The sequence below is a fragment of the Curvibacter lanceolatus ATCC 14669 genome (genome assembly GCF_000381265.1).
GTDB lineage: Bacteria > Pseudomonadota > Gammaproteobacteria > Burkholderiales > Burkholderiaceae_C > Curvibacter > Curvibacter lanceolatus.
In genome coordinates this window covers 50,172-64,983 of sequence record NZ_KB906271.1, presented here as the reverse complement: position 1 = coordinate 64,983, position 14,812 = coordinate 50,172, and the positions used below count along the sequence as shown (strand labels likewise).

Sequence of the window (14,812 nt, the reverse complement as noted above, 5' to 3'; positions counted from 1 at the left end):
CAGGGGCATGTCTGATCTCACTCATCTGCCCGCCCAAACCCTGCACCTGGCCCGCTCTGCCGGCCCAGGCCTGCCTCCTGAAATCCCCGGCCTGGCCGAGGGCCTGCGCATCCAGGCGCGTTCGGTCCAGGGGGCCTTCACGCGCTGGCGCTGGGCCTTTGTCTGGGCCACCCAGATTCTGTTCTATGGCCTGCCCTGGGTCACCTGGGAGGGGCTGCCCGCGGTCTGGTTCGATCTGGACGCTCGGCGCTTCCATCTGCTGGGCGCCGTGCTGTTTCCGCAAGACCTGATCTACCTCACCGGCCTGCTGGTCTTCAGTGCCTTGCTGCTGTTCTTTGCCACCACCCTGGCCGGGCGGGTGTGGTGTGGCTTCAGTTGTCCGCAGACGGTGTACACCGAGATCTTCCAATGGGTCGAGCACCACACCGAGGGTGACCGCCAGGCCCGTCTGCGGCTGGATGCCGCGGCCTGGGGCCCGCGCAAGCTGCTGCGCCGCGGCGGCAAGCACATGGTCTGGGCGCTGATCGGCCTGTGGACGGGCCTCACCCTGGTGAGCTACTTCACACCCATCCGCAGCCTGTTGCCGGCGGTGGCCCAGGGCGCGCTGGGCCCCTGGGAGGCCTTCTGGGTGCTGTTCTATGGCGCAGCCACCTACCTGCATGCCGGCGTGCTGCGCGAAAAGGTATGCCAGCACATGTGCCCCTACGGCCGATTCCAGGCCGCCCTGATGGACCGTGACACCCTGATCGTGGCCTACGACAGCCGCCGTGGCGAACCCCGTGGCTCGCGCCCGCGCGGCAGTGATGCCCGGGTGCTGAACCAGGGCGCCTGCGTGGACTGCACCCTGTGCGTGCAGGTCTGCCCGGTGGGCATCGACATCCGCCAGGGCCTGCAGGCCGCCTGCATTGCCTGCGGCGCCTGCATCGATGCCTGCAACCGGGTGATGGACCAGTTGAAGGCGCCGCGCGGGCTGATCCGACTCAGCACGCCACGCGGGCTCGAGGGCGGGGCTGGCCAGCAGGCCCCAGGGTGGCAATCGCTGGCCCGCCCCCGTGTCTGGCTGTATGGCAGCCTGCTGAGCCTGGTGGGGCTGGCCCTGCTGGTGGGCTGGCTGCAGCGCCCGACCCTGCGCCTGAACGCCATGCGCGACCGCAGCGTGATGGCGCGCCAGGTGGGGCAGGGCGAGGCGGAAAACCTGTACCGACTGCAACTCATGAACGCCAGTGGCCGGCCGCACCGCGTGGTGCTGAACGTCAGCGGTGCCGAGGGCTTGAGCCTGCTCGATGCTGAACCGGTGCTGCTGGCGCCTGCTGGCGCCCAGACCGTGTCGGTGCGGGTGCGCATGGCGTCGGCGCCCGCCCAGTCACTGGCCGGGCAGATCGTGCCGATCCGCTTCGAGCTGCAAGGCCTGCCTGATCAAGGCGAGGCCGTGCTGCACGCCGACACGGCCTCCACCCTGGTGCTGCCGCACTGAGGCCTTCGCACAAACACCGGGCGGGTGAGGTGCGCCCGGTGCGGGACCCGCGGCGTTCACAAGGGCGCTGCCAACACCACCTGGTTACGCCCCTGGTGCTTGGCCTGGTACAAAGCGCTGTCGGCCTGGGCCAGCACGTGGGCCGAATCCTGCTGCAGCAGGGTCAGCCCAATGCTCACCGTCAGCCGCACCGGGACGGCCGAGCCCACGTCGATCAGACTGTCGGCCACCGCAGCGCGCAGGCGCTCGGCGATGGCCAGGCCCTGCTCGGCGGTGGTGTGGGGCAGCAGCACACCGAACTCCTCACCCCCGAGCCGACCGGGCAGATCACCTTCGCGCAGCAGGTTGTGCTGCAGCAGGCGGGCAAAGTGGATCAGCACCGCATCCCCTGCGGCATGGCCTCGGCTGTCGTTGATCAGCTTGAAATGGTCCAGGTCCAGCATCAGGAAGCAGCCCCCATGGCCCCCTTGGGCCACGTCGGTCACGGCGCGTTCCACCTGCTCGATGAAGTTGCCCCGGTTGCTCAGTCCGGTCAGGGAGTCCGTGGCAGCGAGCCGGCGCAGATCCCGCTCTCGGCGGCGGTGTCGGGTGATGTCGTGAACAATCCACAGCCAGCCTTGTTCTGAGCCTTCGTCGCCCAGGCGAATCTGTTCAATGCTCATCGTGCGCCCATCGGGCAATTCCAGCTCCTGCCCGTTGAGCGAGCCCTCCAGCGTCTGCCGCAGCGGCCGGCTGCGCAGCACGCAGCGCCCGACGCGTCGGCGCACATCCACCCGAGACAGCCCGATCAGCTCCTCCGGCGTGCAGCCATCCCCGATCAATTCGCACAAGGCGGGGTTGACCGTCAGCACCGAACCGTCCGAATCCTGCACCAGCACGCCTCCGGGAAAGTGCCGGATCACCTCCAGCAGGTGTGTGCGCGCCGCCCCCAGGGCCTGCTCGGCCTGGCGCTGCTCGGTGGTGTCCACCAGCGTCCAGATCAGCGCCCCCTGGGGCTGCTGCGGGTTCAGCAAGGTGCCGCGGATCGAGAACCAGCGCAAGGCGCCACCGGCCACACGCAGCAGGCTGTCCAGGCGCGACTCCTGGCCGGCGCGAACCGCTGGGTATTGCTGGCCGAAAGCCTCATACGAGGCCTCATCGGGATGGATAAAGCGAATGTCGCGCCCGACCAGGGGCAGGCAGCCATCCGAGAAGGTGTCCACGGCCCGTTGGTTGCACAGTTGCACGTGCCGATCCGGGCCCACGATGAACAGGATCGCCCCGGCGTTGTCGAGCAGTGCCTGGCGCAGCTGGGCCTCGGCCATGCGCTGACTGATGTCGCTCAGGGTGCCGATCACCTGCGTGGTCGGCTGGCGGCCGCCTTGCGCCACCCGACCACGCAACTCCACCCAACGCCAGTCTCCGGCTGAAGTGCGCATGCGCAACTCCAGTCCGAAAACCTCCCCCAGGGCCAATTGGCGCTGCAGTTCCTCGATCACGCGCTCGCGTTCGTCCGGATGCAACTGATCTGCCCAGGCATCGAAACGAATCCGGTGGCCCTGGGCCGGGTGGTCCAGAATTTCCAGGCAACGGGCATCGAGCTCGATGTGGTTCTTCACGCTGTCCCAGCGCCACAGGCCATCGCGCACGGCGGCCACCGTGAGACGCAGGCGTGCCTCGCTCTGGCGCAGGGCATCGAGCACCTCGTGCCGCTCTGTCACGTCCTGGCTGTAGCCGTGCCACAGGGTGCCACCATCGGCCTCGCGCTCGGGGTTGGCGCTGCCGGCCAGCCATCGGATGTCACCGTTGTCCAGCAGCAGCCGGTATTCGCCATGCCAGGGGGTCAGGTCGCGCGCCGACTGGGCAATCGCTTGCGCCAGTGCCTTTTGGTCCGCTGGGTGGATGCGCTTGGCCAACGGGCTGGCGTCGTACAGCACCGACTCTGCACTGAGGCCGAAAAGGCGTTCGATGCCCGGGCTCGCGTAGGGGATGCTGGCGCGTTGCTGTGGGTCCAGCCGGTATTGGTACACCACCCCTGGCACCTGCGCCATCAGCTTGCTGAGGCGTCTTTGCAGTTCGATGCGTGCCGCTTCGGTCTCGCGCTGGAGGGTGATGTCCTGCAACGTGCCATGCAGTTTCCGTGGGGTTCCGTCTGCATCCCACTGCGTGCATCGGCCACGCCACTGGATCCAGCAGGCCACGCCATGCCTGCCACGCATGCGGATCACGTGTTCGAAGCGTTCGCTGGCGCCGCTCAGGTGGGCCTCCAGGGCGGTGCGCAAGCGGCTCCAGTCGAGTGGGTCGGCCTGCCGCGACAGGCCTTGCAGGCTGGGCTCCAACTCGCCCGAGCCCAGGCCAAGGGCGTCGCTCAGGCGGGCATCCAGGTTCAGCATGCCGGTCTTCACGTCCAGCGCCCAGGCCCCCAGGGCACCACCTTCCAGGGCCAGTTCATAGCGCTGGTGTTGCAGCTGCAGCGCGTGCCGCTCACGCTGAACCCGGGTAAACAACCAGGCGATCCAAGCGGCACTGGCTAGAAGCAAGACCGTGGACAGGCCGTTGCGCAAACGGCTGTCGCGGATGTTGCGGTGCACCCCGGCCAGCGCGCTGGCACGTTCCAGCCCCACACTCACCAGCACCGGGTAGTCACGCAGCCGCTGCCAGGCATAGAAGCGCTCGATACCGTCGATGCCCGAGGTGATCAGGTACTCGCCATGGTTGAGCTCAGGCCTTGTCATGAACTCGCGATCTGGGGGCACCCGGCGTGTCATGCTTTGCTCTTCCTGGCGCGAGCGGGCCAGATAGGCGCCGTCCTGATGGGCCAGCAGGGCAACGTCATGGCCGCCGGTCAGGGTTTCTCGCAGCTTGCCAGACAGATAGCTTGGCGGCACGGACAGCACCACCACACCGCTGAATTCCCCCCCACGCAGCACCGGGTAGGTGAACTGCAGGGTCCAACGTCCCGAGATGCGGCCCAACACCGGGTGACTGATGAACAGGGTGGGGGGCTCACCGTGGGTGTGGGCGCGAAAGTGCTCACGATCCGCGATCGACACGGCGGGGCGTGGAGCACCCTGACTTTGGGTGGAATACACCACCTGGCCCGTGGCGTCTGCCACCGCGATCTGTACCAGGCTGCCTTCAGGGTAACTCTGCATGGCCGAGCGCACGGCCTGCATGCGGCGGGCGTGGCCGGGGTCGGGTTCGCCCTCCAGCTGGGCCAGGGTGCGCGCCAGGTAGTCCAGGCCTGCCACCTGCGTTCCCACCTGGGATGCCATGGCGCGTGAGAGCTGCGCAGCACGCAAGCGAATCTGGTCTTGCGCACTGTTCAATTGCTCGGACTGTTCGTGCAGCAACTGCACCCAGTACATGGCGCAGGCCAGCAGCAGTACCAGCAAGGCGCCCCAGGTCCTGGCCGGCCCCTGCCAGCGTCTGGCTGGGGGAACCGGCTTGGGGCGCGCCTGGATCTGTGGGCTGTCGGATGCGGTCAAGGTCGTGGGGGCTTTCAGGGCTCGGCCTCTTCGCAAATTGTAATTAGACGTTACTAGCATCCTACACTGTGCTGTGCGGCTTCCGCTCGAAGCCGGGCCCTGGGGCGCGCCGGATTGGCGCAGACCCTTTGTTAAGATCCCGCGGTGCCGGCCCAGGCGGCGGGCCATCCCTTCCCAGCCCACCGAAGCCCCCAAGATGAATGAGCAATTGGCCCTCTTTCCGCTGACCCTGCGCTGGTTGCTGCTGGCCTGTGTGGTGGGTTTGTTGGCGGGCTCGGCCTCAGCCCTGTTTCTGGTCATGCTCGATGCGGCCACCCAATGGCGCGAGGCCCACCGCTGGATCGTCTGGGGCTTGCCCCTGGCCGGTTTTGCCGTGGGCTGGGTCTACCTGCGCGTGGGGCAACCCGTGGAGGCGGGAAACAACCTGCTGATCGACGAGATCCATGACCCGCGCCACGTGGTGCCGCTGCGCATGGCCCCCCTGATTCTCCTGAGTACGGTGATTTCGCACCTGTTTGGTGCCTCGGTCGGGCGCGAGGGCACGGCTGTGCAGATGGGGGGCTCGCTGGCCGACCAGCTCACCCGGCTGCTGAAGCTGGAGGCCGCCGAGCGCCGCATCGTGCTGATGGCGGGCATCAGCGCGGGCTTTGCCTCGGTCTTCGGCACCCCGCTGGCGGGCGCGGTGTTTGCCCTTGAAGTGCTGGCCATCGGTCGCCTGCGCCACGACGCCTTGTTGGCCTGTGCGCTGGCGGCCGTGGTGGGCGATCAGGTCACCACCTTGTGGGGCGTGCACCACACCCACTACGCCGCCGGCTTGATCCCGGCTCTGGGGGGCTGGAACGTGGTGGCCGTGCTGTTGGCCGGGGTGCTGTTCGGCCTGGTGGGCATGGTGTTTGCCAACGGCACGCATGCCTTGTCAGCCTGGTTCCGGCGTCACATTGCTTACGCGCCGCTGCGTCCGCTGCTGGGTGGCTTGCTGGTGGCGGCAGCCCTGTGGGGGCTGGATGCCTGGCGCTATGCCGGCCTGGGCATTCCAGTGATCGTCGAGGCTTTCCAACACCCCCTGGCGCCATGGGATTTCGCCGCCAAGATGGCCTTCACCATCGCTTCGTTGGGCAGCGGCTTCAAGGGTGGCGAGGTGACGCCGCTGTTCTACATCGGGGCCACGCTGGGCAATGCGCTGGCGCCGCTGCTGCACCTACCGCTGGGTTTTCTGGCCGCGCTGGGCTTTGTGGCGGTTTTTGCCGGTGCGGCCAACACCCCGCTGGCCTGCACTTTCATGGCCATGGAACTGTTCGGTGCCGACATCGGTGTCCATGCGCTGCTGGCCTGCGTGGCGGCCTATCTGTTTTCTGGCCACACCGGCATTTACCGCTCACAGCGGGTCGGGCAAGGCAAGTGGCGGCTACCCGTTCTGAAAAGCCTGCCTGAGGGGCTCAAGCTGGGTGATTTCAAGGCCTTGCGCCAGCGTCACAAGGCGCCGGCCGCCCCGGCTGATCCCCCGGCATCGCCGGACTGACCTCGGCGTCGGGTTTCAGCGCAGCAACGCTTGGCGTGATCCTGCCTGGGCCAGGGCCGGTGCCCCCTGGCGCAGTTTGAAGCGGCCCACCGTGTCGGCCAGGCGGGCCGCCTGCTCGCGCAGGCTCTGGGCCGCAGCCGCCGACTCTTCCACCAGCGCCGCGTTCTGCTGGGTCATCTGATCGAGCTGCGTGACCGAGGTGCTGACCTGGCGGATGCCGTTGGATTGCTCCACCGAGGCCGCCGTGATCTCGCCAATGATGTCGCTCACCCGCTGAACGCTGTTGACGATGTCCTGCATGGTGCTGCCCGCCTCTTGCACCAGGCGGGTTCCGTCGCTCACCTTCTCGACCGAGGTGCCGATCAGGCCCTTGATCTCGCGTGCGGCCTGGGCGCTGCGCTGGGCCAGGTTGCGCACCTCACCGGCCACCACGGCAAAGCCGCGACCCTGCTCACCCGCACGGGCGGCCTCGACGGCTGCATTCAAGGCCAGGATGTTGGTCTGGAACGCGATGCCATCGATCACACCGATGATGTCGTTGATCTTGCGCGAGCTCTGGTTGATCTCGTCCATGGTGGTCACCACCTTGGACACCACCTCGCCACCGCGCGCCGCCACCGAGGCAGCGGTGCTGGCCAACTGGTTGGCGGTGCTGGCGGCATCGGCCGACTGGTGCACCGTGGCGCTCAGCTGCTCCATCGCGCTGGCGGTGGACTGCAGGTGCGTGGCCGTGTCTTCGGTGCGGTGGCTCAGATCGGCGTTGCCCGAGGCAATCTCGCCCGTGGCGGTGGCGATGTGGTCGGCCACCTGGCGCACATCGAGCAGCGTGGTTTCCAGGGCGGTGCGCATGCTCGACAAGGCCTGCAGCAACTCGCCGGTCTCGTCGCCGCTGTGCACCTGGATCACGTTGCCAGACAGGTCCATGTTGGCGATCTTGTGGGCCACTTCGCGGGCATCCTGCAGCGGGCGGGTGATGCTCAGCGAGATGCGCCAGGCCAGCAGCGCCGCCAGCAGGATCGAGCCGGCGCACAGCACCGAGAGCAGGGTGGTGGCCTGGGTGCTGGCCGAGCGGATGCGCTCGCCCGCTTCGTCCAGGCGCTGGCGTTGCCGCGACAACAGCTCCTTGATCTTGCCGTCGGTGGCCGTGGACACCGGCATGTACTTGTCGTTGAACATCTGCTCGGCACCCGCGGCGTCGCCTGCGGCCTTGAGCTTGTTGATCTCGTCACGCACGGACAGGAAGACCTTGCGGTGCTCGCCGATCTCGGCAAACAGCTTCTTGTCGCCTTCGTCCACCAGGCGCTCCTTGATCTGCTGCTGCTGCACGCTCGACTGCTTGCTGCCTTCGATGGCGATGGCGCTGAACAGCGTGGCCAGGGCCGGGTCACTGCTTTTCACGGTGGCGGTGGTGCGCTGCACGGCGTTGGTGAAGTTGCGGTACCAGTCGCTGGCGATGCGTTCGACAGCCAGCGACTGGTCGAACATGGTGTTCATCTCCTGTGTGATGGCACGCAGCTTGAAGATGCCGTACAGCCCGCTGCAAAGAAACAGCGCCAGGATGAGGCAGAGCAGGGAGGCCAGCTTTTTGGCGATCGACAGGCGGGTGGTGAACATCGTGCAGGTTTGGGAATTGGAATGAAAAACGACCAGATCGTCCCGAGACGATCTGGCCGCTGCGTGGGGTGACTGGCGCGCACCAGTCCCCTAGGACGGCATGCACCAGGCAAGCAATCACCGTGCCGGGATATCGGTCTCGGTGTGGGCGCCGCGCCGAGGCCTCAGTCGAGCGAGATGCCCTGGTCCTTGATGATGCGGTGCCAGCGCACGGTTTCCTTGCGCAGCAGTTCAGTGTATTCGCGCGGCGTGTTGCCCACCGGTTCCACACCGAAATCGATCAGGCGCTGTTTGACTGCGGGCTGGGCGATGGCTGCCGCGATCTGCTTTTGCAGCGAGTTCACTACCTCGACCGGGGTGCCGGCCGGCGCCACCAGGCCCACCAGGGCTGCAGCCTCGACGTTCTTCAGGCCGATCTCGGCAAAGGTGGGCACATCGGGCAACTGCGGCAGGCGGGTCGGGTTGGCCACGGCCAGCGGGCGAACCTTGCCGGCTTTGATGAAGCCGGCGCCAGCGGCCATGTCAACCATCATGGCCGGAATCTGCCCGCCCACCAGGTCGGCCAGGGCCGGGGCGGCACCGCGGTAGGGGATGTGCACCAGGTGCAGCTTGGCCTCGACCTTGAGCATTTCCATGGCCAGGTGATGCGGGCTGCCGGCGCCGGCCGAGCCATAGTTGATGCTGCCGGGGCGGGCCTTGGCCTTGGCGATGAAGTCTTTGGCATCCTTGGCGTCCGAGCCCGGGCCCACCACCAGAATCATCGGAAAGCGCCCCATCAGCGTCACCGGGGCCAGGTCCTTGACCGGGTCGTACGACAGCTTGGAGTACAGCGCCGGGTTGAACACCATGGTGCCGTTGTCGGCCGACAGGATGGTGTAGCCATCGGGCGCCGAGCGCACCGTTTCGACCGCGCCGATGGCGGTGTTGCCGCCGGGCTTGTTGTCGATCACCACCGTCTGCCCGCTGCTGGTCGCCCAGGCCTGGCTGATGGTGCGGGCCAGAAAGTCAGAGCCACCCCCTGCAGGGTAGGGCACGATCCAGCGCACGGGCTTGTTCGGGTAATTGGCCTGGGCCAGGGTGGGCGCGGCCTGGAGGCCCAGCAGAACAGGCAGGGCCAGCAGGCAGGCACGGACGAATTTTTTCAAGTGGGGGCTCCGAAAGGCAGTTTGTGGGTTCTCAATGGTCAATGCGTAAGAATACTTCGCAATGCGTAATTTTCTGCTAGGGCTTTCACCAGGGGGCCGGAGGCCTCTGGCCGGGGGCTGCGCCTGCCCATAATGGCGTGTTGCCCTCCCACAGCCAGGAACCCATTGATGAGTGAAGACCCGAGCCCACCCCGCACCCCCGAGCGACGCCAGCGCGTGCAGTCGGCCGAAATGGGCATGGGCATCCTGAAGGCGTTGGCCCGCCTGGGGGGCACCGCCAGCCTGACCGCTGTGGCGACGGCCGTGGACGAAAGCACCGCCAAGGTGCACCGCTACCTCGCCAGCCTGATCCAGGAAGACCTGGTGGTGCAGGACAGCAGCAGCCAGCACTACCGCCTGGGGCCTGAGGCCATCCAGATCGGCCTGGCGGCGATGCGCCAGAACGACCCTGTGCGCCGCAGCGAGCCGGCTCTGATCCGCCTGCGCGATGAATTGGGCGTGACCTGCTTCCTGGCCATCATGGGCAATCTGGGCCCCACCATCATGCGGTTCGAAGAGCCGCTGCTGCCCGTCACCATCAATGTGCGTGCGGGCTCGGTGCTGCCCGCCCTGTGGTCGGCCACCGGGCAGGTGTTTCTGAGCACGCTGGACGACGCAGCGCAGTGGCGCCGCCTGCAGGACGAACTGGCCCAGGCCAGCTCTGAGCAGCGTGCCCGCCTGGGCGTGCAGACCCTGGATCAATTGCGCGATCAGGTGCGGCTGCAAGGGTGTGCCATCGCACGCGATTCGCTGCTGCCCGGCATCAGCGCGGTGGCGGCGCCCATCACCGACTACAGCGGCCGGGTGGTGGCGGTGCTGACCGCCCTGGGCGCCACCGGGGGTTTTGACCCCGGCCTGAAGGGCCCGATTGCGCCGCTGGTGCTGCGCGAGGCCCGTGCCATCAGCCTCAGTTTGGGGACGCTGACGGCGGGGTGAATCCTTGCGAGGGGGGCAGAAGGGTCCCTGCCGCGCAGGCCCGGGCCGGGGCCTGTTCGGTCAGAAGCCGCTCAGTTGACGGCGGCGATGCAGGGCCACGCCAGCCACCATCAGGCCGGCCAGGGTCATCATGGCCCATTCGGAGAGGGTGGGGACAGGGGTGTTGCTCACCGGGTCGGCGGTGATGGTCACGGTGAACGTGACCGCACTGAAGCCACTGGCAATGCCGTTGGGCGCGTTGGAAATCTGGGTGCCGCTTTCCACGCCGTCGCCACCGTAGGTCCGGATCGACTTGCCCGCCACATTCACGGTGATGTCTGCACTGGTGATGGCCCCGGTGGCGTCTGTGTTCACGCGATCAAATGTATAGCTTGTGGCATTGGCCTTGGTGATCGTCAGCCCGCCCGATGCACCGTCGCTGAAGCTGAAAGACTGCACCAGGGAGGTGATGTTGGTGTTCGTGAGGTTGGCCTCCAGGGGACTGCTCAGCGTGAAGGACCCCGTCACGAACATCGTATTGTTGTAGAGGAGCGTCGCATAGCTGTTGTAGGTCCCACTGGTCCCGCTGTAAGTCGCTGTGGCCCAGCTTGAAGAAGCCATGCAGCAGGCGATGACCAGGGTCCAAAAATTTTTCAACACGTTGAGCTTTCCTTCAGGCACTCGGCAATTGCAAGGACAGGCCCGGGACGGATGTCCTGGCGCCCGGTTCATTCGCCCAGCGTCCAGCACCCACCGGCGGCCCTCCATCGGGGCCGCCGGCAGCACTTTTCTCCCTGAGCACCACGCCATTGTTCGGATCAAGCGTTGATAAAGCGTTGAAAGCAAAAAGGCCCTTCAACGAAGGGCCTTGGGGAAGGGCGGTGGCGGCTCGGATCGTCAGAGTTCAAGCACCAGCTGCCCGCCGCAGGCGCGCGAGCAGCACACCATCATGCGGTCTTGGGCTTCGCGCTCGCTGCGGGTCAGCACCACGTCGCGGTGGTCGATCTGGCCACCCAGCACCCGCACCTCGCACGAGCCACACAGGCCTTCGCCACAGTCGCTTTGCACGTCGATGTTGGCGGCGCGCAACACCGACAACACGGTCTGGTCGGCGGGCACCGGCAGGGTCAGGCCCGAATCTTTCAGCACCACTTCGAAGGCGTGTTCGCGGCTCGGGTCCAGCTGGGTGGCCTGGGCGTGGAAGTGCTCGGTGTGCAGGCTGTCTTCGGGCCAGTGCGCACCGGCCTCGGCCAAGGCCTGCAGCAGGCGCTCGGGGCCGCAGGCATACAGCTGCGTGCCGGGGGTGGGGCTGCGCAGCAAGGCGCTCAGGTCCAGGCGCTGGCCTTCGTCGCTGGCGTGCACCTGCAATCGCTGGCCATGCTCGGCCTGCATCTCGGCCAGGTAGGCCATGTGCTGGCGTGAACGCCCGCAGTAGTGCACCTGATAGTCCATGCCGAGTGCTGAGGCGCGCCGGGCCATGGCGCGGATCGGGGTGATGCCGATGCCCCCGGCCAGCAGGATCACGCGCTGGGCGCCTTCGTCAAAACGGAAGTGGTTGCGCGGGCCGCGGATCTTCAGACGCTCGCCCACGCGCAGTTGCTCGTGCAGCCAGGCCGAGCCGCCGCGGCTGGCCGGGTCGCGCAGCACCGCGATTTCGTACACCGCGGCCTCGGCCGGGTCGCCGCACAGCGAGTACTGGCGTGACAGGCCGGTGCTGCCGCACGCCACGTCGATGTGGGCGCCGGGCGTCCAGCGCGGCAGGGGCTGGCCATCGACCGAGCGCAGGCGCAGGCGCAGCGTGTCGGCGCTCAGGGGGGTGATGCTCTCCACCTGCACCGGCCGCGCAATGGCGTGGCGCGAGGGCTCACCGATGCGCACCGGCTGCAAGACCTCGTGCACTTCGGGGCGGTGGTGTTCGGGGTTGGCGGCCGGGTCCCATTCCACCCACAGGTGCTCGGGGCCGCGGAACGAGGTGTTGGCCACATAGCTGAAGCGCTGCTCGGCCAGACGCATGTGGGGCAGGCGGCGGGCAAATTCGTCGATGAAGATCTGCAGCTCCATGCGGGCCAGGTTCTTGCCCATGCACTGGTGGGCGCCATAGCCAAAGGTCAGGTGTTCGCTGGCGTCGTCGCGCCGGATGTCGAACAGGTCAGCATCGGCAAAGCGGCGTTCGTCGTGGTTGGCCGAGGCCATCACGATCAGCAGCTTGCTGCCCGCCGGGATGTCGATGCCACCCACCTGAACGTCCCGCGTGGCCAGGCGCCGCCAGGCAGCCACCGAGCCGTTGTGGCGCAGGCATTCTTCCACCGCGCTGGGGATCAGGCTGCGGTCTTCGCACAGCTCGCGCCAGGCGCTGGGGTGCTGCAGCAGCAGCTTCAGCGCGTTGGCCGTGGCGTTGGCCGTGGTCTCGTGGGCCGCCACGATGCCCGCCATCATCATCGAGTGCAGGTACGAGTCGGTCACCACGTCGGGGTACTCGGCCTGCTTGCGGATGCCGTATTTCATCCAGCCCGGGCCGCTGGGGTCTTGCCGCATCTTGTCCAGGATCTTGCCGGCCAACTGCCAGAAGTTGCCCACCGCATGCGCCACCTTCACCTGCTCTTCAGGCCGCGGGCGGCCCCAGGTGTTCACCGTGTGGGCAATGGAGAACTGGCGCAGCTGGTCCATGTCCTCTTCGGGCACACCCAGAAAGTGCAGGGCGATGGTCAGCGGCACCTCCCACAGCATCTGATCGACCAGGTCGGCACGGCCATCGTTGATGAAGCGGTCGATGTATTCACGCGTCACCCGCCGCACCAGGGGCTCGTGGTGCTTCAGGGCCTCGGGCGTGAAGGGCTCCATCAGCACGCGGCGGCGTGCCATGTGGGCGGGTTCGTCTTCGTTCACCAGGGTGCGGTTCATGGCGTAGCCGTACTGGGCCAGCACGGCGTTGGCCTCGTCACCGGTGGGGGTGATCTTCTCCAGCGCGATCGAGGGGCTGAAGGTCAGGTTGTCGCGGAACACCGCTTTGATGTCGTCATAGCGCGTCACCACCCAGTAGCCCAGCTGCGGGCTGAAGAACACCGGCTCCTGCTCGCGCGCCCAGCGCAGGTACTCGGGCGGATCTTGCTGGTAGCCGTCAGAAAAGGGGTCGAAGGCGGCTGCTCCAGGGCTCACCGGGCACGGGGTGGGCGAGCGCTGGCCCAGCAGCGCGGCGTGGTCGATGGGGCAGCGGGCGGCAGGGGCCGCAGTGTCTTGGGGGGTGGTCATGGCGCCGTGGGTGTTTTGAATAGCGTAAATATAGTCCGCAATGCGTAATCAATGAGGCGTGGAAACCCTGAGAGAGCAGTGCCCGTAGCGATGCTGGGGTCTTGTTGGAACCGGTGATTTTTAAAATGTAATATAAATGCATCTTTAAAAGGAAGCCTTCATGCTCGACACCCAGACCCGCACCCTCGTCAAAGCCACCGCCCCCGTGCTCAAGGAGCATGGCGTGGCGCTGACCCGCCACTTTTACGCCCGCATGTTCGAGCACAACCCCGAACTCAAAGCCATCTTCAACCAGGGCCACCAGCGCTCGGGCGCCCAGCAGCAGGCCCTGGCCATGGCGGTGGCGGCCTATGCCGAGCACATCGACAACCCGGGGGTGCTGGCCCCGGTGCTGCAGCTGATCGCGCACAAGCATGTGAGCCTGGGCATCCGCCGCGAGCACTACGCCATCGTCGGCAAACACTTGCTGGCCTCGATCCGCGAGGTGCTGGGCGCCGAGGCCGCCACCGACGAACTGATTGCCGCCTGGGCCGCCGCCTACGGGCAACTGGCCGAGCTGCTGATCGGCATGGAAGAGGGCCTGTACCAGGCCGCCGCCACCCAGCCCGGCGGCTGGACGGGCTGGCGCGGCTTTCGCGTGCAGCGCAAGGTGGCCGAGAGCGAAGAGATCACCTCGTTCTACCTGGTGCCCGCCGATGGCGGCCCGGTGCCCGGCTTTGTGCCGGGCCAGTATGTGAGCGTGCGCGTGCCCGTGCCCGAGCTGGGCCTGCACCAGCCGCGCCAGTACAGCCTGTCGGCCGCGCCGGGCGAGCAGGCCCTGCGCATCTCGGTCAAGCGCGAAGCCGGGCAGGGCGGCGAGGCGGCCACGCCTGCCGGCATGGTGTCGAACGTGCTGCACACCCAGATCCAGCAGGGCGACCTGATCGACGTGGCCCCACCCATGGGCGACTTTGTGCTCGATGATCAGGCCCAGGCGCCTGCGGTACTCATCAGCGCCGGCGTCGGCATCACCCCCATGATGGCGATGCTGGAGCACCTGGTGCAGCGCGCCCCGCAGCGCACCGTGCACTTTCTGCACGCGGCGCGCCACGGGGGTGCCCATGCCTTCGGCGCCCGGGTGCGCGAGCTGGCCGCTCGGCACCGTGCCCTGAAGGCGCGCATCCACTACGAGCACCCACGTGCGCAAGACCAGCTCGGCCAGCATTACGACCAGGCCGGCCGCATCGAGCTGTCGGTCGAGCAGGTCAGTGCCTTGGGCGCCGGCTCGCAGTACTACCTGTGCGGCCCGCGCGGCTTCATGCAGGCGCAGCGCCAGGCCTTGCAGGCGGCGGGTGTGCCGGCAGCCCACATCCATGCCGAGGCCTTTGGCACCGGGGGTGTCTGAACGCGT

9 protein-coding genes are annotated in these 14,812 nt (G+C 67.3%); 4 read left to right on the top strand and 5 right to left on the bottom strand.

Going from position 1 to position 14,812, the window contains the following annotated elements; genetic code table 11:
• The first annotated feature begins 7 nt into the window (after positions 1 to 7).
• Positions 8 to 1,474: a cytochrome c oxidase accessory protein CcoG gene (gene ccoG, locus F624_RS0124575; protein ID WP_019577034.1), complete on the top strand. Its 1,467-nt coding sequence runs from the start codon at positions 8 to 10 to the stop codon at positions 1,472 to 1,474.
• A gap of 56 nt (positions 1,475 to 1,530) precedes the next feature.
• Here the strand turns inward: ccoG and F624_RS32825 are convergent, their stop codons facing one another.
• Positions 1,531 to 4,848 carry a PAS domain-containing protein gene (locus tag F624_RS32825; protein ID WP_043426649.1) on the bottom strand — a complete coding sequence of 1,106 codons (3,318 nt, stop codon included), beginning with the start codon at positions 4,846 to 4,848 and terminating at the stop codon, positions 1,531 to 1,533.
• A gap of 289 nt (positions 4,849 to 5,137) precedes the next feature.
• Here F624_RS32825 and F624_RS0124565 point away from each other — a divergent pair, with 289 nt between their 5' ends.
• Complete coding sequence (locus F624_RS0124565; protein ID WP_019577032.1) at positions 5,138 to 6,460, top strand: voltage-gated chloride channel family protein; 1,323 nt, start codon at positions 5,138 to 5,140, stop codon at positions 6,458 to 6,460.
• A 15-nt stretch (positions 6,461 to 6,475) separates the two neighbouring features.
• Here F624_RS0124565 and F624_RS0124560 read toward each other — a convergent pair whose 3' ends face one another.
• Positions 6,476 to 8,074 (bottom strand): methyl-accepting chemotaxis protein, encoded by a 1,599-nt coding sequence (locus F624_RS0124560; protein ID WP_019577031.1) that lies wholly within the window; start codon positions 8,072 to 8,074, stop codon positions 6,476 to 6,478.
• Between the two features lie 164 nt (positions 8,075 to 8,238).
• Positions 8,239 to 9,219, bottom strand: a complete 981-nt coding sequence (locus F624_RS0124555) for a Bug family tripartite tricarboxylate transporter substrate binding protein (RefSeq protein ID WP_019577030.1) — start codon at positions 9,217 to 9,219, stop codon at positions 8,239 to 8,241.
• A 168-nt stretch (positions 9,220 to 9,387) separates the two neighbouring features.
• On the opposite strand from F624_RS0124555, the gene F624_RS0124550 reads away from it, so the two are divergent.
• Positions 9,388 to 10,194 (top strand): IclR family transcriptional regulator, encoded by an 807-nt coding sequence (locus F624_RS0124550; protein WP_019577029.1) that lies wholly within the window; start codon positions 9,388 to 9,390, stop codon positions 10,192 to 10,194.
• Positions 10,195 to 10,254: 60 nt separating this feature from the next.
• On the opposite strand, the gene F624_RS34370 is transcribed toward F624_RS0124550, so the two are convergent.
• Together F624_RS34370 and F624_RS0124540 are read right to left on the bottom strand one after the other, a co-directional pair.
• Positions 10,255 to 10,833 carry an IPTL-CTERM sorting domain-containing protein gene (locus tag F624_RS34370; RefSeq protein ID WP_169426695.1) on the bottom strand — a complete coding sequence of 193 codons (579 nt, stop codon included), beginning with the start codon at positions 10,831 to 10,833 and terminating at the stop codon, positions 10,255 to 10,257.
• A 237-nt stretch (positions 10,834 to 11,070) separates the two neighbouring features.
• The gene (locus F624_RS0124540; protein ID WP_019577027.1) at positions 11,071 to 13,422 is read right to left on the bottom strand and encodes a cytochrome P450/oxidoreductase; all 2,352 of its coding nucleotides are present in this window, start codon (positions 13,420 to 13,422) and stop codon (positions 11,071 to 11,073) included.
• Positions 13,423 to 13,582: 160 nt separating this feature from the next.
• Here F624_RS0124540 and hmpA point away from each other — a divergent pair, with 160 nt between their 5' ends.
• Complete coding sequence (hmpA, locus tag F624_RS0124535; RefSeq protein ID WP_019577026.1) at positions 13,583 to 14,806, top strand: NO-inducible flavohemoprotein; 1,224 nt, start codon at positions 13,583 to 13,585, stop codon at positions 14,804 to 14,806.
• The last annotated feature ends 6 nt before the right edge of the window (positions 14,807 to 14,812 follow it).

Bases quoted from the DNA above. Each gene is read 5' to 3' on its own strand.
- ccoG (WP_019577034.1), top strand. From the start codon at position 8: ATGTCTGATCTCACTCATCTGCCCGCCCAAACCCTGCACCTGGCCCGC.
- F624_RS0124560 (WP_019577031.1), bottom strand. From the start codon at position 8,074: ATGTTCACCACCCGCCTGTCGATCGCCAAAAAGCTGGCCTCCCTGCTC.
- F624_RS0124565 (WP_019577032.1), top strand. From the start codon at position 5,138: ATGAATGAGCAATTGGCCCTCTTTCCGCTGACCCTGCGCTGGTTGCTG.
- F624_RS0124540 (WP_019577027.1), bottom strand. From the start codon at position 13,422: ATGACCACCCCCCAAGACACTGCGGCCCCTGCCGCCCGCTGCCCCATC.
- hmpA (WP_019577026.1), top strand. From the start codon at position 13,583: ATGCTCGACACCCAGACCCGCACCCTCGTCAAAGCCACCGCCCCCGTG.
- F624_RS0124550 (WP_019577029.1), top strand. From the start codon at position 9,388: ATGAGTGAAGACCCGAGCCCACCCCGCACCCCCGAGCGACGCCAGCGC.